The sequence below is a fragment of the Kribbella antiqua genome, from assembly GCF_004345665.1.
GTDB classification, from domain to species: Bacteria; Actinomycetota; Actinomycetes; order Propionibacteriales; family Kribbellaceae; genus Kribbella; species Kribbella antiqua.
The window spans coordinates 396,461-415,134 of record NZ_SLWR01000003.1; the positions used below are offsets into that span (position 1 = coordinate 396,461).

General features: G+C 67.5%; 23 protein-coding genes, 1 tRNA gene and 1 pseudogene. 18 read left to right on the top strand and 7 right to left on the bottom strand.

The genetic code is table 11. From position 1 onward, the window contains the following. Positions 1 to 238 precede the first annotated feature (238 nt). From EV646_RS11290 to EV646_RS11335, 10 genes and pseudogenes are all read left to right on the top strand, one after another. Positions 239 to 991 carry a methylenetetrahydrofolate reductase gene (locus EV646_RS11290; protein ID WP_132147215.1) on the top strand — a complete coding sequence of 251 codons (753 nt, stop codon included), beginning with the start codon at positions 239 to 241 and terminating at the stop codon, positions 989 to 991. Positions 992 to 1,023: 32 nt separating this feature from the next. After that, the gene (locus EV646_RS11295) at positions 1,024 to 1,317 is read left to right on the top strand and encodes a hypothetical protein (RefSeq protein ID WP_132147218.1); all 294 of its coding nucleotides are present in this window, start codon (positions 1,024 to 1,026) and stop codon (positions 1,315 to 1,317) included. Between the two features lie 3 nt (positions 1,318 to 1,320). After that, complete coding sequence (locus EV646_RS11300; protein WP_132147221.1) at positions 1,321 to 1,707, top strand: PIN domain-containing protein; 387 nt, start codon at positions 1,321 to 1,323, stop codon at positions 1,705 to 1,707. 200 nt (positions 1,708 to 1,907) lie between these two features. Then, positions 1,908 to 2,135 (top strand): annotated as a pseudogene (locus tag EV646_RS39990) (4Fe-4S binding protein); the annotation flags it as partial. Positions 2,136 to 2,272: 137 nt separating this feature from the next. Continuing rightward, the gene (locus EV646_RS11310) at positions 2,273 to 2,803 is read left to right on the top strand and encodes an NADH-quinone oxidoreductase subunit J family protein (protein ID WP_132147227.1); all 531 of its coding nucleotides are present in this window, start codon (positions 2,273 to 2,275) and stop codon (positions 2,801 to 2,803) included. Between the two features lies 1 nt (position 2,804). After that, positions 2,805 to 3,146, top strand: a complete 342-nt coding sequence (nuoK, locus tag EV646_RS11315; RefSeq protein WP_132147230.1) for an NADH-quinone oxidoreductase subunit NuoK — start codon at positions 2,805 to 2,807, stop codon at positions 3,144 to 3,146. Next, on the top strand, positions 3,143 to 4,906 hold the full coding sequence (locus EV646_RS11320; RefSeq protein WP_132147233.1) for an NADH-quinone oxidoreductase subunit 5 family protein: 1,764 nt from the start codon (positions 3,143 to 3,145) through the stop codon (positions 4,904 to 4,906). Before nuoK ends, EV646_RS11320 begins: the two co-directional genes overlap by 4 nt. Continuing rightward, positions 4,903 to 6,408, top strand: a complete 1,506-nt coding sequence (locus tag EV646_RS11325) for a complex I subunit 4 family protein (protein WP_132147236.1) — start codon at positions 4,903 to 4,905, stop codon at positions 6,406 to 6,408. Before EV646_RS11320 ends, EV646_RS11325 begins: the two co-directional genes overlap by 4 nt. Further along, entirely contained in the window at positions 6,405 to 7,856 is a 1,452-nt protein-coding gene (locus EV646_RS11330) for an NADH-quinone oxidoreductase subunit N (protein WP_132147239.1), read from the top strand. The genes EV646_RS11325 and EV646_RS11330 overlap by 4 nt, the downstream gene beginning before the upstream one ends. Before the next feature lie 54 nt (positions 7,857 to 7,910). Continuing rightward, on the top strand, positions 7,911 to 8,303 hold the full coding sequence (locus tag EV646_RS11335) for a hypothetical protein (protein WP_132147241.1): 393 nt from the start codon (positions 7,911 to 7,913) through the stop codon (positions 8,301 to 8,303). Here the strand turns inward: EV646_RS11335 and EV646_RS11340 are convergent. Beyond that, on the bottom strand, positions 8,220 to 9,143 hold the full coding sequence (locus EV646_RS11340) for an arylamine N-acetyltransferase family protein (protein ID WP_158290942.1): 924 nt from the start codon (positions 9,141 to 9,143) through the stop codon (positions 8,220 to 8,222). The genes EV646_RS11335 and EV646_RS11340 overlap by 84 nt on opposite strands. 131 nt (positions 9,144 to 9,274) lie before the next feature. On the opposite strand from EV646_RS11340, the gene EV646_RS11345 reads away from it, so the two are divergent. Next, positions 9,275 to 10,216, top strand: a complete 942-nt coding sequence (locus EV646_RS11345; RefSeq protein WP_132147247.1) for an acyl-CoA desaturase — start codon at positions 9,275 to 9,277, stop codon at positions 10,214 to 10,216. 67 nt (positions 10,217 to 10,283) lie between these two features. Continuing rightward, a complete protein-coding gene (locus tag EV646_RS11350; protein WP_132147250.1) occupies positions 10,284 to 11,297 on the top strand; it encodes a lactonase family protein in 1,014 nt (337 codons plus the stop codon). Positions 11,298 to 11,341: 44 nt separating this feature from the next. Here the strand turns inward: EV646_RS11350 and EV646_RS11355 are convergent, their stop codons facing one another. Together EV646_RS11355 and EV646_RS11360 are read right to left on the bottom strand one after the other, a co-directional pair. After that, complete coding sequence (locus EV646_RS11355; RefSeq protein ID WP_132147253.1) at positions 11,342 to 11,647, bottom strand: hypothetical protein; 306 nt, start codon at positions 11,645 to 11,647, stop codon at positions 11,342 to 11,344. Further along, complete coding sequence (locus EV646_RS11360) at positions 11,644 to 12,462, bottom strand: phytanoyl-CoA dioxygenase family protein (protein ID WP_241995756.1); 819 nt, start codon at positions 12,460 to 12,462, stop codon at positions 11,644 to 11,646. The genes EV646_RS11355 and EV646_RS11360 overlap by 4 nt, the downstream gene beginning before the upstream one ends. Before the next feature lie 143 nt (positions 12,463 to 12,605). On the opposite strand from EV646_RS11360, the gene EV646_RS11365 reads away from it, so the two are divergent. Beyond that, entirely contained in the window at positions 12,606 to 13,385 is a 780-nt protein-coding gene (locus EV646_RS11365) for a helix-turn-helix domain-containing protein (RefSeq protein WP_132147258.1), read from the top strand. A 10-nt stretch (positions 13,386 to 13,395) separates the two neighbouring features. Further along, positions 13,396 to 14,130 carry a hypothetical protein gene (locus tag EV646_RS11370; RefSeq protein ID WP_132147261.1) on the top strand — a complete coding sequence of 245 codons (735 nt, stop codon included), beginning with the start codon at positions 13,396 to 13,398 and terminating at the stop codon, positions 14,128 to 14,130. Here EV646_RS11370 and EV646_RS39995 read toward each other — a convergent pair. Beyond that, on the bottom strand, positions 14,127 to 14,873 hold the full coding sequence (locus EV646_RS39995) for a helix-turn-helix transcriptional regulator (RefSeq protein ID WP_241995758.1): 747 nt from the start codon (positions 14,871 to 14,873) through the stop codon (positions 14,127 to 14,129). The genes EV646_RS11370 and EV646_RS39995 overlap by 4 nt on opposite strands. 140 nt (positions 14,874 to 15,013) lie before the next feature. Here EV646_RS39995 and EV646_RS11380 point away from each other — a divergent pair, with 140 nt between their 5' ends. Then, complete coding sequence (locus EV646_RS11380) at positions 15,014 to 15,325, top strand: hypothetical protein (RefSeq protein ID WP_132147264.1); 312 nt, start codon at positions 15,014 to 15,016, stop codon at positions 15,323 to 15,325. 23 nt (positions 15,326 to 15,348) lie between these two features. Here EV646_RS11380 and EV646_RS11385 read toward each other — a convergent pair whose 3' ends face one another. Continuing rightward, positions 15,349 to 16,284 (bottom strand): phosphotransferase enzyme family protein, encoded by a 936-nt coding sequence (locus EV646_RS11385; protein WP_158290943.1) that lies wholly within the window; start codon positions 16,282 to 16,284, stop codon positions 15,349 to 15,351. 71 nt (positions 16,285 to 16,355) lie between these two features. Here EV646_RS11385 and EV646_RS11390 point away from each other — a divergent pair, with 71 nt between their 5' ends. Continuing rightward, positions 16,356 to 16,814, top strand: a complete 459-nt coding sequence (locus EV646_RS11390; RefSeq protein ID WP_132147270.1) for a DUF6882 domain-containing protein — start codon at positions 16,356 to 16,358, stop codon at positions 16,812 to 16,814. On the opposite strand, the gene EV646_RS11395 is transcribed toward EV646_RS11390, so the two are convergent. After that, positions 16,801 to 17,292 carry a YajQ family cyclic di-GMP-binding protein gene (locus tag EV646_RS11395; protein ID WP_132147273.1) on the bottom strand — a complete coding sequence of 164 codons (492 nt, stop codon included), beginning with the start codon at positions 17,290 to 17,292 and terminating at the stop codon, positions 16,801 to 16,803. The two genes, EV646_RS11390 and EV646_RS11395, sit on opposite strands and share 14 nt — an antisense overlap. Before the next feature lie 82 nt (positions 17,293 to 17,374). On the opposite strand from EV646_RS11395, the gene EV646_RS11400 reads away from it, so the two are divergent. Continuing rightward, a tRNA-Tyr gene (locus EV646_RS11400) sits at positions 17,375 to 17,460 on the top strand. Between the two features lie 64 nt (positions 17,461 to 17,524). On the opposite strand, the gene EV646_RS11405 is transcribed toward EV646_RS11400, so the two are convergent. Further along, positions 17,525 to 17,878: a winged helix-turn-helix transcriptional regulator gene (locus EV646_RS11405; protein ID WP_132147276.1), complete on the bottom strand. Its 354-nt coding sequence runs from the start codon at positions 17,876 to 17,878 to the stop codon at positions 17,525 to 17,527. A gap of 82 nt (positions 17,879 to 17,960) precedes the next feature. On the opposite strand from EV646_RS11405, the gene EV646_RS11410 reads away from it, so the two are divergent. Beyond that, positions 17,961 to 18,665: an SDR family NAD(P)-dependent oxidoreductase gene (locus tag EV646_RS11410; RefSeq protein WP_199236930.1), complete on the top strand. Its 705-nt coding sequence runs from the start codon at positions 17,961 to 17,963 to the stop codon at positions 18,663 to 18,665. Positions 18,666 to 18,674 lie beyond the last annotated feature (9 nt).

An 18,674-nucleotide genomic window follows, 5' to 3' on the forward strand; every position in this document is an offset into this window, starting at 1 on the left:
CCGGCCAAGGCGCCGAAGATGGCGGCGAAAGGGGCCATGAAGATCGCCGGCTCGGTCCACTCGGTGTGCTCGGGACCGGTCGCGAACCAGGCGAACGCGACGTTGGCGAGAACCATCACGACAGCGCCGATGAAGGCACCCGCCAGCGGTCGAGAGTTCCCCATGCTCTGACGGTAGGTGGGCCGACAGCATGTGGAAAACCGGATCGGCGCGGCGCCGGAATCAGTAGGGTCGGGGCATGTTCGAGCTGGTGTGTGAAGTGGAGCCGCCGACGCGGCCGGAACTGAAGAAGGTGCGGCACCAGATCGGGGTGATGAGCCCGATCGCGGACGCGTTCCTGATCCCGGACAACCACATCGGGCGGGCGACCGTGTCGAGTGTGGCGGTGGCGAACGAGGTCCAGGCGATGGGCTCGCGCGGCATCGCCTGCCTGAACTCGCGGGACCGCAACCTGCTCGGCTTCAAGCGCGACCTGCTCACGGCGGCGGCGTACGGCGTCGAACAGTTCCTGTTCGTGCACGGCGACGATCCGGCCGAGGGCGCGCGGACGAGCCAGCTCACGGTTCGCACGATGATCGAGCAGGCGCGCGCGACGTCGTACCCGGGCTGCAACCCGTTCCAGGTCGGCGCGGCCACGCGACTGCGGCCGGTGCCGCGGTGGAAGGCCGAGGCCGACTTCCTGTATGTGCAGGTCAGCTACGACCTCGACGAACTCCTCCGCTGGCGCGACTCCGTCACCCTCGACATTCCGGTGTACGCCGGTGTGATGGTGCTCGCGAGCTCGAAGATGGCCCACAACCTGGCCGCCCTGCCCCAGCTCAACATCCCTTCGGCGCTCATCGAGGCCGTCGACCAAGACCGAGACGCCGGCGTCGACCACGCCTGCGACCTCATCCTGAGGATCCGCGACTCCGGCGCCTTCGACGGCGTCCACCTCATCCCGGTCAGCCGCTACCGCCAGGTCGCCGCCCGCCTCGAACGCGAACTCTGAAAGCATCTGGGGATGTGTGTATAGTTAGGCGCATGCCCCGGATGCAGATCTACCTCCCCGACGACCTGTACGCCGAGGTCAAGAGCCGCAAACTGCGCGCCTCGGAACTTCTTCAGGCGGCGGTCCGCGCCGAGATCCGCAGGCAGGAGCTGATCGATGCAGCTAACGAATACCTTGCCGAGCTGATCGCCGAGACCGGAGAGCCGTCGCCGGAGGATCTCGCGTGGGCCGAGGACTTCGTTGCCGGGATCAAGGCTCAACTGCGCCCCCCTGCAGAAGAGCACGATCAAAAGCCACAGGACCATCACACCCGGAAGGCGAGCTGAGCGATGCGCGAGGCTGTCCTGGACAGCGGTGCGGTCAGCTACTTCGCAGAGGGCTCGGGTCGGGCGAAGGCCCTCATCGCGATCCTCACCATCGAAGATCTGTGGCCACCTGTCGTACCGTCGGCTGTCCTCGTGGAGTGCCTCACCGGCCACCCCGAGAAGGATGCGAAGACGAACAGGTTCCTGAAAGTCTGCGATATCACTGCGAGCCCGAGTGAGCCGCAAGCGCGTCGCGCGGCGAAGCTGCGCACAGGGGCTGGACGCGGGTCGGCCGTCGACGCCATCGTGGTTGCGGCTGCCGAACCCGAAGGTGTCGTCATCACGGGCGACACGGTCGATATCACCGCCCTGGCAGCCAACGCTGCCGGCGTCACCATCCGCAGCGTCTGATCGACGCGTCTGCTCCGGAATGGGCCGGGAGCGACTAGTGTCCTGGTAGCAGGGGTCTATTGACGGAGGAGGAGGGCGTGGGCGTACCTGGCAAGGGGTTGATCGAGGGGCTGAAGGTCACCGCGAAGACACTGGCCCGCCGGTCCGTCACCGAACAGTACCCCGATGTCCAGCCGGAGCTGCCGCCGCGGAGCCGGGGCGTGATCGCGCTGCTGGAGGAGAACTGCACCTCCTGCATGCTGTGCGCCCGGGAGTGCCCGAGCTGGTGCATCTACATCGACTCGCACACCGAGACCGCGCCGTCGGTCGGTGAGCAGGCCCGCGAGCGCAGCCGGAACGTGCTGGACCGGTTCGCGATCGACTTCAGCCTGTGCATGTACTGCGGGATCTGCATCGAGGCCTGCCCGTTCGACGCGCTGTTCTGGTCGCCGGAGTTCGAGTACGCCGAGACCGACATCCGCAACCTCACCCACGAGAAGGACCGCCTCCGCGACTGGATGTGGACGGTCCCGGCGCCGCAACCGATCGATCCCGGCCCAGCCGTCACGGCTTCGGAGGACGAGGCGTGACAACAGCTCTCTTCTCCGTCGCCGGTGCGGTGGCGGTGCTCGCCTCCGTCCTCGTCGTCACCTCCCGCCGGATCGTGCACGCGGCGCTCTGGCTGGTCGTTGCCCTCGGCGCCGTCGCCGGCTGCTTCGGCGCGCTGCACGCCGAGTTCGTCGCGCTGGTCCAGATCCTGGTGTACGTCGGCGCGATCGTCGTACTGGTGCTTTTCGCACTGATGCTGACGAAGGCCCCGATGAATCCGCTGCCTGGATTGACCACTGGCCGAAGTCCGTTCGCCGCTGTGGTCGCCGCCGTACTCGCGCTGATCCTCGGCGCCGGGGTGGTGCTTGCCTTCGGCAACGAGAAGGTCAAGCCGGTCACACATGGCTCCGCAACCGACGTCGGCACGGAGATCTTCAAGGTCTGGGTGCTGCCGTTCGAAGTCCTCTCGGTGCTCCTGCTGGCGGCCCTGATCGGCGCAATCGCCTTGTCTCAAAGGAAATTGTCGGAGCGCTCTGACAAGCTGTCGTCCTCGGAGAAGGAGGACTGACATGCCGCTGATCGTGCCACTGCTGCTGGCCGTCGTGCTGTTCTGCATCGGCGTGTACGGCGTCCTCGCGCGCCGCAACGCGATCACGATGCTGATGTCCTTCGAGCTGATGCTGAACGCGGTGAACCTCAACCTCGTCGCCTTCGACGCCTGGCGGCTCGACGGCCTCGCCACCGGCCAGACGCTGGCGGTCTTCGTGATCACCTTGGCAGCGGCCGAGATCGGGCTCGGCCTCGCGATCGTGCTGCTGCTCTTCCGCGGCCACGGTCATGTCGACGCCGACTCGGCCCGCGACCTGGTCGAGGTCGACGCGGTCCAGCAGGAGAAGGGGGCGGCGACGTGATCGCGACCGCCTGGCGGGTGACCGGTGTCGGCTTCTCCCTGCTCGTCGTCCTTACCGCGGGCCTGCTGTACGGCACGGACCCGGCGCAGACCTCGTTCATGAACTCGCCGGTCGGCGACCTCACGATCGGCTTCGGCGTCCGCACCGACGACCTGACCGTCCTGCTGCTCGCGGTGGTCGGCGTGATCGCGACCTGCGTCCAGGTCTACTCCCTCGGCTACCTGCACCAACGCCCGGCGTCGTACCACGCTCTCGTCACGCTCTTCACTGCCGCGATGGTGACGGTCGTGATCGCGGACAGCCTGTTTCTGTTGCTGATCGGCTGGGAGGTGATGGGCGCCTGCTCGTATCTGCTGATCGGTCACTACTGGGAGCGTCGCGACGCCCGGTCCGGCGCGGTCAAGGCGTTCCTGATGACCCGGCTCGCGGATGTCGGCTTCCTGTTCGGCATCTTCGTGCTCGGCGTCGGCGCGGGCACCTTCCGCATCTCCGAGCTCGACCCGGCGCAGATCTCGCCAGGCGTCCTGACCACCGGGACGCTGCTGCTCCTGGTCGGCGTGGTCGGTAAGTCGGCTCAGGTGCCCTTGCAGACCTGGCTTCCGGACGCGATGCCCGGCCCGAGCCCGGTCAGCGCGCTCATCCACGCGGCGACCATGGTTGCCGCCGGCGTCTTCCTAATCGCCCGCCTGTACGACGTTTTCTCCGCCTCCGACACCATCATGACGGTGCTGGCCATCGTCGCGTCGGTGACCATGCTGTTCTCCGCGCTGTGTGCGATGGCCGCGGTCGAGGTGAAGCGAGTCCTGGCGTGGTCAACCGTCAGCCAGCTGGCGATCATGTTCTCCGGCCTCTCCTTGGGTACGGCGGATGGCCGGCACGCCGCGCTTTTCCACCTCGTCACGCACGCTGCCTTCAAGGGACTGCTGTTCCTCTGCGCTGGTGTTCTGCTCCATCAGGTCGGGAGCGCGGCGTTCGTCGTACTGCGGCGATACACGCGACGCGGGCGGTTGCGGAAGGCGTTGCCTGTCACCTTCGCGACGATGACAGTCGGGCTGGCCGCGCTGGCCGGCGTACCGGGGTTCGCGGGGTTCTTCTCCAAGGACACCGTGGTCGAGGCGGCCTGGCATCACGCGCGGGACGGTTCGGTCGTTGGATGGATCGTGCTGGTGTCGGTGTGTGTGACCGTGGTGCTGACCGCGTTCTACTGCATGCGGTTGTGGCTGTGGGTCTTCTTCCGGTCGCCTGCCCTCGCGGGCGCGCTCGGTGCCTTCGAGGACGACGACCCGATGGCCGACCTCGAGGAGCCCGACACGTCCAAGCTCCGCGACGCGCCCTGGATCATGCTGGCGCCGCTCGTCCTGCTCGCGGTCGCGTCGATCGGTCTCGGGTACGCCGATGGCGTCCAGCTCAACTGGGTCCTCGCGCTGGTGACGACCGTACTCGCGTTGCTCGGTGCGCTTCCGGCGTACTCGTTGTGGTCGCGGGGCGCGGATCCACGGCCGGTCGTGCTGGAGCGTGAGTTCGGCGTCGACACTGCCTACCACGGCCTGTTCGTCGTACCGGTGCGGTGGTTCGCGCGGCTGGCGGTCGGTGGGGATCAGGACGTGATCGGTGCGTACGTGCGCGCCGCGGGACGGGCGGGGACGCTTGCGTCACAAGGCTTCCGGCGACTGCAGACCGGGAACGTGCAGACCTACCTGACGGCGGCGGTGGTGGGCGTGGTCGCGCTCGCGGTGGTGGCTGGGGTGATCAGCTCGTGAATGCGATCTTGCTGGGGATTCTTGCGCTGCCCATTCTTGCGGCGGCCGCGCTGTGGGCGGTGCCGGTGGCGATCGCCGATCGGCTTGCGGCGCTCTACGGCTCGGTGGTGTCCGGCGTCGTCCTGATCGGGTCGCTACTGCTCTGGCCGCGCGGGGCTTGGGCGTCGTACACCACGTTGCAGGACCGTCCGCTGCGGGCCGTCACCGACGTACCGTGGATTCCTTCGCTCGACGTGCGGTTCCACGTGGCGGTGGATTCGATCTCGATGCCGCTGATCGTGCTGACCGCGCTGCTGGTGTTCCTGTGCTGCCTGTACTCGGTGAGGATCACGCCGCGGATCGGCCGGACCCGGTCGCTGATCGCGTTGCTGCTGGTGATCGAGGCCGGCGTGATCGGCACGTTCTCGGCGATGGACCTGGTGCTGTTCTTCGTCTGCTTCGAGATCGTGCTGATCCCGATGTGGCTGGTCATCGACATCTGGGGTGACGACCACGACCCGGCCGGGCGCCGGCGTGCTGCGACGACGTTCGTACTGATGACGGTGCTCGGCTCAGCGTTGATGCTGCTGGGCTTCCTGTTGGTGCATCGCAAGGCCGGCACTTTCGACATCGTTCAGCTGACCAACTCGCCGGTGCTCGGCGGACACGGCGTCGCGTTGGCCGCGGCGATCCTGATCGCGGTCGGCATGGCGGTGAAGGTTCCGCTCTGGCCGCTGCACATCTGGTTGCCGGATGCGCATGCGAAGGCACCGACCGTCGGCTCGGTTCTGCTGGCCGGCGTTCTGCTGAAGCTCGGTACCTACGGCCTGATCCGGATCCTGGTCCCGGTGCTCCCGGACGCGACCGTGACGATCGCGCCGTACCTGGCCGGCTTCTCGACCGTCGCGATCATCGCTGGGTCGCTGGCGTGTCTTGCGCAGACGGATGTGAAGCGGCTGATCGCGTACTCGAGCGTCGGTCACATGGGGTTCATCGGACTCGGCATCGCGACGCTGTCGCCGGCCGGACTGCGCGGCGCGCTGTTCGCGAACATCGCGCACGGGATCATCACCGGCCTGCTGTTCTTCTTGGCCGGAGCGATCAAGGACCGGCACGACACCAGCGACCTGCGCGAGATCGGCCGGGCCCTGTACGCGCGGTTGCCACGCATCGCCGCGCTGCTGACGTTTGCCTCCCTGGCGTCGCTCGGGTTACCGGGGCTGGCCGGGTTCTGGGGGGAGATGCTGGTCCTGCTCGGCGCCTACAACCCTGCCGATGCATTGCCGCGGGCAACCTATCTGGTCTTCATGGTCCTCGCCGGACTCGGCACCGTCCTCACCGCGGCGTACTTCCTCCGCCTGGTCCGGAACCTCTGCCAAGGTGACCCGGCCGACCACCTACCCGCGGCCTTCGCCGTCGACCTGAGCCGCATCGAACTAGCCACCTGGGCCCCTTTGATCGCCCTCACCGTCCTGCTCGGCGTCTGGCCCGGGCTCCTACTGCACCAGTGGGGCAACTTATGACGCTGACCTGGACGGACTGGCAGGCGATCGCCGTACCGTTGGTGCTGGCGGTGGGGGCTGTCGTCGTGCTGCTTGTGGACGGCTTCTGGAAGAGCGGGTCGCGGGAGCTGCGGCATGCTGTCGTGACGCTGCTGACCAGTGCGGCGATCCTGTTCGGGCTGGTGTTCGTTTGGGCGCAGCGGGGTGGCTTCAAGCCTGCCTTTTGCCGGCCGGCGGTTGAGGGGCCGGCTGAGTGCAGTCTGGTGTTCGAGCCGTTGACGGCTGGGTTGTGGGCGGTGCTGCTCATCGGCGGCCTCGGAGTCGTCGGACTGTCGGCATACCGGCTGCTGGCGGCCGACGTGCCGATCGGCGAGTACCACTTCCTGCTGCTCAGCGCGCTGGTCGGCGCGACCGTGCTCGCCGGAGCGCGGGATCTCGCGACGATGGTGATCGGGCTCGAGGTCGTGTCGCTGCCGAGCTTCGCGATGGTCGCCCTGCGCCGGGACCGCCGCGGCTCCGAGGGCGCGCTGAAGGCGTTCCTGGTGTCCGTCCTGTCGACCGCGGTGATGCTGTTCGGCATTTCCTACCTGTACGGCGTGACCGGCTCGCTGTACCTGTCGACGATCGCGAACCGGCTGCCGGGGATCGATCCCGACCTGCGCCGGGTCGCGTTCGCGGCCGGCTTGTTCGTGATCGTCGGGTTCGCGTTCAAGATCGCGGCGGTCCCGTTCCACGCCTGGCTCCCGGACACGTACGTCGGTGCGCCGGTCGAGGTAACGGCGTTCCTCGCGGTGGTGTCGAAGTCAGCCGGTGTCGCCGGTCTGCTCGTGCTGGTGACGGCGGGCGTTGCTGCTGACGGGTCAGAGCTGCGGACGGTGGTCGCCGTACTCGCGGCAGTGACAATGACGGTCGGCAACCTGGCCGCGCTGCGGCAGCAGGAGGCCGTGCGGCTGCTGGCATGGTCGTCGATCGGTCAGGTTGGGTTCCTGCTGGCGCCGCTGGCTGTTGGCGATGCACAGGCCGTGGTGGGGTATCTGGCGGCGTACGTCGTGGTGACGCTCGGCGCCTTCGGCTCGGTCGCGGTGGTGCAGCGGCATCGGCCGGCTGGGTTGCTGACGGACTACCGCGGGATGGTCCGGTCCGAGCCCGGGCTGGCGGCCGCGTTGATCTTCTTCCTCGTCGTGCTGGCCGGTCTCCCGCCTGGGCTGGCCGGGTTGTTCACCAAGTTCGCCGCGTTCCAGGCCGTCATCGACGCGCATCTCGGCTGGCTCGCGATCGTGATGGCGGTGAACGTGATGATCGGCCTCGCGGTCTACCTCCGCTGGGTCGCCGAACTCTTCCGCCTCCCCGCCGACGACCCGTTCTCGGTCGACATCGAGTCGCCGGCCGTCGCGATGATCTCGCTCTGCGCCGCGACAGCCGCCGTACTCTCGGTCCTTCCCAGCACGATGTTCGCCCTCGCCACCTGACATCTTCGGGCCAGTTGCCGGGCGTGTTGACGGCGGCGGTCTAGCGTCTGACGGGTGATCAAACGCGGACTTCTTGGGTTGACGCTGGTGCTTGCCCTCCGTGCGTGCTCGTCCGGCACGGACACACCTGCCGGAGGTGACTCGTCGTCCGAGACTCCGTCCCTCACAGCGGCGGACGGGAAGAACTATGCGGCCTGCGACGACGGCAACTGCGAGGTCCTGATCGAGAAGTCGGCGACGCTCACCATCGGCGGGAAGCAGGTCGACGCGACCGTTGCGGACGGGTACGTTCAGCTCGCCGAGCGCGGCGCCGACGGCTTCAAGGTCGGCGTCAGCGGCTCCGGAGGCACCGGTTGGGGCGGCTCAGACGGTACGACCTACAGCCTTTCCCTGAAGGGGGCCGCCGGCACCACTGCCGTCATCGTCCTGAGCAGCGGTAAAGGCTGACTGCCGGGCAAGGAAGGCCTCGTACTGCGACCACACGCGGCGCCAGAGTTGGTCGCGGTGGGTGGCGTCCAGGTGCGCGAGCGGTAGCTGGAAGACGTCGGCCAAGGTCGCGAAGTAGTCGGCCGGGGTTTCGATGATGCTGTTGTCGACCCGGTCGGCGAAGGTCTCCATCAGACCGACAGAACGCAGTACGACGACACTCGCCGCCTTCCGGCGGAACGCGCAGGCCAAGCCGACGAAGGGCAGGCCGGGATCGACCGACAGTCGGGCGTGCTGCGCCGCGAAGGCATCCAGTCCGACAGGTGCGGACTCGAAGTCCATGCCGACCAGGGAGCTGCGCGGATCGAAGTCCACGCGCCAGCCATCCACCTTCTCGGAGGGCCGCAAGCGCAGGTCGAACGGCTCCTGGTGCGCACTGCCAGGCTCCAACGGCATCGGCGTCACCAGACCGTCGCCGAGACCTACGTCGACCAGCCACTCGCGCTCCGGATCCTCGACCAGGCCGCTGACGGTGAGCACCATGTGACTGGCGTCGACGTCGCCCGGGTGGTTTGGGGTCTGTACGCCGCCTCGGTGCATCTTCACGTGGTAGCCAAGCTCGGTGAGGAGCAGCGCGAAGCTGCCGTTGAGCTGGAAGCAGTAACCACCGGCCTCCCGCGCGATGATCCGCTTCGCCGCCGCCTCCGGCTCGAGCGGCCCGCCTTGCCCGAACTGGTACTGAACCGTCTCGTACGGCACGGTGTCGACGTACGCCGCATGCAGCTGCGACAACCCCTCCAGCCGAGGCGGTCCGTCGTACTCGCCGACCCCGATCCGCCGCAGAAACGCCTCAATGTCCACTCGCCGAGGGTAGTTGACCGAACTCGTCTCGCGCTGGCTGGGTGCTGTGAGTAGTTGGCCGTGGATTGGGGAACCTGCTGGGTACGGTGCCGGGTGTCGGTCCGAGGGGGGCCAACATCTAGGAGTGGACGATGGCGACAACACCACAATCCGACACAGCGCCTCCGGGCGAATTCCAGCCGGTTGGCGGCAGGCTCGAGCGTGGGCTGATCTGGGTGTTCATCGTCGTACCGACTCTCGCGCTCCTGCCGGGGATCTTCTTCGCCTGGGGCGGCTGGATCGGCTGGCACGACATCGTGCTGCTGGTGGTGTTCTACGCGATCACCGCGACCGGCATCGGCGTCGGCTACCACCGGTGCTTCACCCACGGCTCCTTCAAGAGCAAGCGTGGCCTCAAGATCGCACTCGCCATCGCCGGCAGCCTGGCGCTGGAAGGACCGGTCATCCGCTGGGTCGCCGACCACCGCAAACACCACAAGTTCTCCGACCGCGACGGCGACCCGCACTCGCCCTGGCGCTACGGCACCAACGCTTGGGCGGTGACGAAGGGCTTCATCTTCGCCCATGTCGGGTGGGTGCTCTGGGGCGAGGATCGCGCTGATCCGAAGCACTACGCGCCGGACCTCCTGAAGGACCGCGACCTGGTCTCGATTTCGAGGCACTTCCGCGGGCTGGCAGTGGTCACTCTGCTGGCACCTGCGGTCATCGGTGGGCTGTGGGACATGTCATGGTTCCGTGCTGCCACCGGATTTTTCTGGGGCACTCTGGTCCGGATCGCGCTGATGCATCACGTCACGTTCTCGATCAACTCCATTTGTCATGTCACCGGCCGGAAGCCCTTCGAAGCCCGCGACCGGTCCGGAAACGTCTGGTGGCTCGCCATCCTGAGTCAAGGCGAGTCATGGCACAACCTCCATCACTCCGACCCAACCTGCGCACGCCACGGTGTGCTCAAGGGACAGATCGACATCAACGCCTGGTACATCAAGACCTTCGAACGGCTTGGCTGGGCGTACGACGTCAAGTGGCCGGACCGGGGACGCCTCGAGCGGAAGCGCGCGCCCGCCGCCTGACCTGATTCGCGTTGACTATGTGGACGGGCCGGTGCTGCCAGGGCCGTGAACTGGCAGGGTAGGAGGCATGACTTCTGAGCGGATCTATGTCGGGAGCTACACCAGTCAGCCGGGTGGCGGGGACGGGATCGGGTTCGGGCCGGTGGAGGGGGTCGAGCTGGCGGTGATGTCGGCCGATCCGTCCTTCCTGGTCAGGTCCGCGGACGGGCGTTTCCTCTATGCCACGAACGAGCTGGAGGAGGGCCGGGTCAGCGCGTTCGCGATCCAGGCGGACGGCGCGCTGGAGTTCCTGAACGACCAGCCGACCAACGGCGCGCACCCGTGTCACCTGGCGATCGACCCGTCCGGCAAGTACCTGCTGTCGGCCAACTACAGCTCCGGCTCGGTCGCGATCCACCCGATCGGCGACGACGGTTCGCTCGGTACGGCGACCCAGATCCTCCAGCGCGAGGGCACCGGCCCGAACAAGGAACGCCAGGAAGGTCCGCACGCCCACCAGGTCGTCTTCGACCACAGTGGCGCCTACACGTTCGACGTCGACCTCGGCTCGGACACGGTCTACGTGTCGACGCTGACCGACGACGGCCGGCTGGAAGAGGTCGACCGGCTCCGCATCCACCCAGGCGCGGGACCGCGGCACCTGGTGTTCCACCCGCTGGCGATCGCGGCGTACGTGATCAACGAGCTCGACTCCACCCTGAGCGTCTGCAGCTACGCCGACGGGAAGCTGCAGGTCGTGCAGACCGTGTCGACCCGGCCGGCGGACTCACCCGGCGAGAACTTCCCCGCCGAGCTCCTCATCTCGTACGACGGCCGCCACCTCTACGGCTCGAACCGCGGCGACAACACCATCGCGGTCCTCGCCGTCGCCGCGGACGGCCTCTCGGTCGACCTCGTCCAGACAATCAGCTCCGGCGGCGACTGGCCCCGGCACCTTGCCTTCAGCAACGACGGCACCCGCCTCTACGCCGCCAACGAACGCTCCGACACGATCGCCACCTTCACCATCACCGACGGCACCCTCAGCCCCGACGGCACCCCAATCACCTGGCCGAAGCCCGTCTGCATCCTGCCCGTCTAGCACCGCGGCGGCCGGGCAACAGGTGCCCGGCCGCCCCGAGCTATTTACAGCGTGACGAGCTTCTCGAAGAAGAACTCGTGCTTGAGGAACGAGACGTCGTACTCGTGGCCCGGCTGGGGTGGCAGGAGTTGGGCGGCCTGGAAGAGGCGCCAGCCGTCCTTCAATGCGTCCAGTCCGGTTGCGTACGGCGGGACGTCGCTGTCGCCCGTCGTCGGCGTCGTCGTGCCGGTTCCGTCGTACGTCGACCAGCCGACCACGCGGGCGTCGAGAGCCGACGAGGCCAGGTAGAGCACCAGCACCTGCTGGCGGACGGTCTGCTGGCCGGCGTCGATGGGTGCGGTGGCGGTCATGCGATCTCCTTCTTGGCATGCGGGTTCTGGCTGCGCTGGGCGACGACGCGCTGCGGGCGGTTGGACACGCGGGTGACCCAGTACTCCGGGTCGTAGGTGTCGTCGCCGGTGAGGGCCTGCCACAGCTTGATCCGGTTGTACTTCTCCAGCCGGCCGGTGGCGTTCTCGTACCAGGGGAACGTCTGGTCGAGCTCGCGCGCCACCTCTTCGTCGTACAGGTCGTCGAGGTTCCACAGCCGGACCTGGCGAACGGTGGGGTTGAAGCGGATCTTGAACATGTAGCGGTCGATGTCGCTGTCGTTGCGGCGGCCGCCGTGCCAGATGCCGTGGTGCAGGAACACCACGGTGCCGGCCGGGCAGACCAGCCGGGTCTGGCCGAGCAGGTTCTGGTACCGGCCGGTGTCCGTCTCGTTGGTCCTGCGCAGGTGGCTGCCGGGCACGCTGAGCGTCCCGCCCATCTCCAGCGTCACGTCCTGCGGGTAGTACATGAGCTGCACGTCGAACGCGTCCGGGCGTACGTCGATGATGGCGTCACCGTGCAGGTCCTGCGCCTCACCGTCGTTGGCCTTGCGGATGTGTACGGCGTGGTGGTCGACCAGCGGCTCCGGCCCGACCAGGCTGTGGATCGCGCCGGCCACCTCCGGCAGCTCGACCAGGCGCTGGACGAACTCGGTGTCCACGAACGCCTCCGACAGCGGGGTGCCGTACGGGACGCCGGGGATGCCGGCCTTCAGCACGTCGATCGCCTGCTGGTTCATGTCGTCCGGTACGACGGCGTCCATCCGGAACGACCCAGTGGCCACGAAGCGCGCCATCTGAACCGAGGTGAGGAGGTTCTTACGATGCGGGTGCGGCATGAGGTTTGCCTCTCGGGGTAGTGGTAACTACTCGACCAGGCTAGGTTCCTGAGCCCTTCCTTCGCGTGGGCAGAGTTCACCACTAGTGGTAATTTCTCATCATGCTGTCGTTGCACCTGGCATCACCGCCCGAGGTGGTCAACGTCGGCGCGGGCATCCACGGCGTGCGGAGTCTGCGCGACGTCTTCCGCCTGCCCGACCTGTGGCAGCTGCACCTCTACAGCTACTCCGCCGACCTCACCGTCGCCGGTACGACGTACTCGGTCGCGCCCGGGTACGTGTCACTCACGCCGGCCGGTGTGCAGGTGGAGTTCGACTACCGCGGCCGGTCTGAGCACCTGTACGCGCACTTCCGGCCGCGCGTTGTCGGCGAGCCGTCGTACGTTCCCGTCGTACAGGATGCTGGTGCGGCCGCTCCGGTGCTGTCGGGCCTGCTGCGGTCGGCGCTGGAGGCGTCGCCGTCGGGGTCGGCTCAAGTGACGGCCGAGGTGTGGACGGCCTTGTGGCGGATCGCCTCGTTGAGATCGCCCGAAGCTACCCCACAGCACTCCGCGGTGGCGGCGGTCATCGCCTACGTGGAGGCCAACCTCGCTCAGCCGCTCACGGTCCCCGCGCTCGCCCGCATGGCCGGGGTTTCCCACAACCACCTGACCAGGCTCTTCCACGCCGAGACAGGTCAAACGGTCATCGCTTACATCCGCCGGCGCCGTTTGAACCGAGCTCGCCACCTCCTCGTCGCCTCGACCCTCTCGATCCCGGCCGTCGCCGCCTCGGTCGGCATCCCGGACCTCCAGGCCTTCAACAAGTCCTGCCGCCGCGAACTAGGCGCTTCTCCCCGGGCAGTCCGAAACGCGGTGGCCGCCGGCACTGCCGCGGGATAGCGTGCGGCGCATGTACGAGCTGATCCCGATTGCCCAGGCGCCCGAGTTGGATGAAGAGGCCGGCAAGCGGTTTGCCGAGGAGTGGCCCGAGTTCATCTTTCACGACGCCGGGGTGAAGGTCTTCCGGGATCGCCGACGGGAGTTCTTCCTGGACTGGGAGTTCTACCTGGTCACGGAGGAACGGCGGCTGATCGCGGGGTGCTGGGGTGTGCCGATCGCGTGGGACGGGACGGTCGAGGACCTGCCTGGGGGGTTCACGGGCTCGCTGGGTCGTGCGGTCACATCGTACGAGGAGGGCGTCGTACCGAACACGTTCGTGCTGATGGCGGCCGCCGTACGGTCGGATGAGCAAGGGCAGGGCCATGCCGGCCGGGTGATCACGGCTGTCCGGGAGCGGGCTGCGGCTGCTGGACTCGACCGCATGATCGCGCCGGTGCGGCCCACCTTGAAGTCGCGGTATCCGCTGACCGACATCGGTTCGTTTATGAGCTGGACCCGTTCTGATGGTCTACCTCTCGACCCCTGGCTACGTACGCACGTTCGGCTCGGGGCAACGCTGCTCGCGCCGGCTCCCGTCTCGCAGACGATGACAGGCTCGGTCGCAGAGTGGGAGAAGTGGACCGGCATGCTCTTCCCAGCCTCGGGTTCCTACGTCATTCCCGACGGTCTGGCGCTGCTGCAGATCGACCGCACCGCGGACACCGGCATCTATCGCGAACCCAACGTCTGGATGCGGCACGCCTAGGCCGTGAGCGAGAACGCGGTTGCGACGGCGGCGGTGCGGCTGGTGACGCCGAGGCGTTCGTAGATGTTCTCCAGGTGCTTGCGAACGGTGCCCTCGGCAACGAACAGCCGGTGCGCGATCTGGGTGTTGCTGTGCCCGTCGGCGACGAGCCGGAGCAGCTCCAGCTGACGGCTGGTCAGCTCCGGGATGCCGGCGCGGCGGCGTTCGAGGTCGCGGAGGATCTCGATGAAGTGCGGCCGGAGCATTCGGAGCAGCAGCCGCTCGCGTTCGGTGAAGTCGCGGCCGGTGGCCCGGAACAGCATCAGCCGACGGTCCTCGGCACCACGGACGGGGAACGGGACGATGATCTCGCTGCGGGTGCCGAACAGCCGGAACCACTCACCGATGGGCGACCCGTGCAACTGGCGGACGGACCGGTAGTCCGACACCTTCCAGATCGTGTCGTAGTCGCCGGTGCGCTGCGGCCGGCTGCAAACCTCGTCATCCCAGTACGAGCGCCAGAACACGTCTTCCCAGCCCTCGCCGGGATCGACCGGCTGCTCGGTTACTTCCTCGGCCGCGACGAACTCCCGATCCAGCGGGCGGCTGATCTGGAACGTCACGTCGTCGGCGGGAATCAGCTCCGCGAGCGCATGCATCAGCTCGCGCGGAAACACCTCGTCCGGCCCTGCCTGCCTCCCCAGGTCGATGACGTCGAGCATCCGGCGCAGGTCCCGTTCGGTGACAGTCAACTGCTCCACCATGGCGAACCCTCCCCAGCACAGGTTAAGCCTGCTCAGGCGGTCAGCGAATACGTCGAACGTCGTATGGCTGTACGGCGTGCACTGCGGCGACGGTTGCTACTGGGACGGCACAGGGCCGTTCCACGAAGGGGAGGAACCTCATGAAACCGCTGTCTCGCCTGGCCGGTCTACTGGCCGCGCTGCTGGTCACCGTCGTCGCACTGTCCGGTACGGCGCACGCCATGCTCCCACCAGGGGATCCAGACTCCGGACCTAGAGCCGTGTACGACGCTCCGCCTCCGCCGACGGTCGTGGTCGAGTCCGGACTGTCGCTGGTGCAGGTGATCGGGCTGATGCTGCTGGCTGCGATCGCCGCGGCTGTCGCCGGTGCGATCGTCGGGCGCCGGATGCCCCGGATCGCGACACACCTGGGCACCAACGTCACCAACTGGGTGGCTGAGCACTACCGCTAGCCGGCTGGCGTCGCTGCCGCCGTTCAGGTGGCAGCGACGCTCAGGGCGGCTAGGCCGTGGCTGAGGATGCCTTTGGTGACGGTGAGGGCGTACTCGCGGTCTGGGCCGGTTAGGGCTTGGTGGGACCACATGACTACGTCCTCGAAGGCTCTGACGTGGCGGTAATAGCGGATGGCGTCCTGGTCGAGGGGGTGCTCGCCGTAGCCGGTCAGGAAGGCTGCGAGGTGCTCGGGGGTGGTTGGGCCGACGTCGCCCATGCCGCCGAGCATGAACATCAGGTCTTGTTCGCGGGGCGCGAGTACGACGTCGTCCCAGTCGATGAGGTGGAGATGCTCGTCGACGAGGACGTTGCCGAGGTGCGGGTCGGCGTGGCAGACCACTCTGGGTCCCGCTGGCTCGGGAGGGCGGGCAGTCATCAAGTGGGTGATTGTCGCCTCGTACTGCTTCCAGACCGCCGCCAGTTCCTCTTCGACCTCGTCCTCAGGCGCCTGCGTCGTGAGCCTCGTCTGGAGCTTCTCGGCGATCGCCGGGACCTTGGCGTCGATCGGGCTGTGCCGGGGGAGCGCTGCCCGCAGCCGTTCGGGTAGTTCCGCGGAGTGCACCCGCCGGAGGAGTACGCCGTACTCGGTCCACTGCTCGGTGGTCAGGCCTGTCTCGGCCGCGCGTACGCCGTCGATCCACGGGGTGATGGTGAGGCGCTTCTTGCCGTGGAAGGTCCAGAGTCCGCCGTCCATGGTCCGGATCAGCTCAGGGATCCCGGGGAGACCGAGATCGGCCAGGTATGCCGCCACCTGGTGACCTGTGTTCGTGCCGGCGCCACTCCACTTCACGGCGTACGTGTTCGTCGTGGTGACCGCCTTCCAGACCTGCGCCGCCACATCGGCTCCGTGCGCCACCGGTGAGAGTTCGGCCACATCCAGCCCGAAGTCCTCGAGGATCCACCGCCGCAGCTTCTGCACGCCGCCAGCATGCCCGCTGCAGCCCGTGCTGGCGACGGCATTTGGCCCTGGCAGCTGACACGATCCGTCGGATGGACCACGATCACAGTGCCTGGGAGCACGTCGTACAAGAGGCGCTGACGCGTGCCGCACCCCGTCAGCAGCGGCTGGTCGAGCTGCTCGGCGAAGACGTGCAGTACCACTGGGACCTCAAGCAGGCCGCAATCACGTGGTCACGCGCCGGTACGGTCGTCTGGACTGCCAGGCTCACCCTGATCGGCACAGTCAGCCTGGCGGAGTCGTCCTGGCTCTGGTCGTGGGCCAACGACTCGCTACCCGCTGCTGCCGCCGGTGACACGCACCTGGTCCGCGAGTACGGCGAGAAGCACGGCTTCCCGGTGTTGCCCTGGCCAGGGTTCAACCACCACCCGGACCTGGTGAAAGAGGCCCGGGTGGTGTCAGCCGCCGTACTGGACGCAGACGCCCTCTGGACGGACCAGTCAGGCGACATGCAGCTTCACTTCCTGCTGCACGACCTCACCGGTAGTTGACGAACTGGACCGCGAAGTCGAGGTCCTGGCCTTTGATGAGTGCCTGGACCGCCTGCAGGTCGTCGCGGCTCTTGCTGGACACCCGCAGTTCCTCGCCCTGGATCTGCGCCTTGACGCCCTTGGGGCCCTCGTCGCGGATCAGCTTGGACAGCTTCTTCGCGTTCTCCTGGGTGATGCCGGCGCTGATCGAGGCAGTGATCTTGTACACCTTGCCGGACAGCTTCGGCTCCTCCGCCTCCAGCCCTTTGAGCGAGATCTGCCGCTTGACCAGCTTGTCCTTGAACACGTCCAGGACGGCGTTCACCCGCTCCTCGGTGTTCGCCTGCAGGTCGATGTTCTCGCCGGACCATTTGATGCCCGCGTCCACGTTCTTGAAGTCGAACCGCTGGCTGATCTCCTTCGCCGCCTGGTTCACGGCGTTGTCCACCTCCTGGCGATCGACCTTGTTCACGATGTCGAAGGAGGACTCCGAAGCCATGGGCAGTTCCTTTCCGATTTGCTGTCAGGGGCACTCTCTGTTGTATCGTCTCCCACGCCGGTTCACGAACCGGCAGCACCCTGGCGGGTTGCCCGAGCGGCCAAAGGGAGCAGACTGTAAATCTGTCGGCGTATGCCTACGCAGGTTCGAACCCTGCACCCGCCACCAGCACGAAAAGAGCCTCTGAGCTGCGGAAACGTAGATCAGGGGCTCTCTTGCTGTGGCCGGCTGGCTAGGGTCGACGGGCTCGGGCTGCCTCGATTTCGGGGACGTGTTGTTCGGCCCAGAGGCGTACGGCGCGGAGTGGGATGAGCAGGGAGCGGCCCAGGGGTGTCAGGGCGTACTCGACGCGCGGCGGGTTCTCGTCGTACTCGTGCCGGCTGATCAGGCCGTCGGCTTCCAGGGAACGCAGGGTTTCGGTCAGGACCTTGGGGGTGATGCCCTGGATGTGCGCCTTCAGTTCGGTGAAGCGGCGAGGTCCGTCGTCCAGGGCGTTGACGACGAACACGGTCCAGCGGGCTCCGATGCGGTGCAGCACGGTGCGGCTCGGGCAGGTCGCTGCCATCACGTTGTACGCCTTGCCCATGGGGGCTGCTCCCAGTTCCGTTGAAGGTACCGGTATCAAATCCATACCGTGGCTCTCGATCCTACGAGAAGGAGTGAGACGCATGGAGCGGATCCTGATCATCGGCGGTGCGCGGGCGCTCGGCGCGGCCGTGGCGCGGCGTGCGGTGAAGGACGGGTACGACGTAGTTGTCGGTGCGCGTGATCTGGTAGCGGCCGACGTGCTGGCCCGCGAGATCGGCGCCACCGCGGTGCGGGTCGATCTGCAGGATGAGGCGACGATCGCGGCTGCGGCGGAGCGGCTGAAGGATGGGATCGATCACCTCGTGACGACCGGTTCGGCGCCGCACGACGTTCGCGCGACCGAGCTGGATCGCGACAAGCTGCTGGGTGCGTTCACGGCGAAGGTGATCGGCCCCATGCTGGTCGCCAAGCACTTCGCCTCGGTACTGCGGCCGACCGGGTCGATGGTGATGTTCTCCGGCGTCGTCGGCTGGCGGCCTGGGCCGGGCTCGCTGGTCAAGGGGATCACGAACGGTGCGGTCGAGTACGCGGCGCGCCACCTGGCGGCGGATCTCGCTCCGGTGCGGGTCAACGCCGTCTCGCCTGGCGTTGTGGACTCGGGCGCATGGGATCGCCTTGGTGACAACAAGGCCGGGCTGCTGAGCAAGAGCGCGGCCGGCACCTTCGTCGGACGCCACGGCGAGACCGAGGACGTCGTCGACACGGTGATGTGGCTCCTCCGAGCGGGCTTCATCTCCGGCGAGACGATCCACATCGAAGGCGGCGCCCGCCACAAATCCGCCTGATGCCCAGTC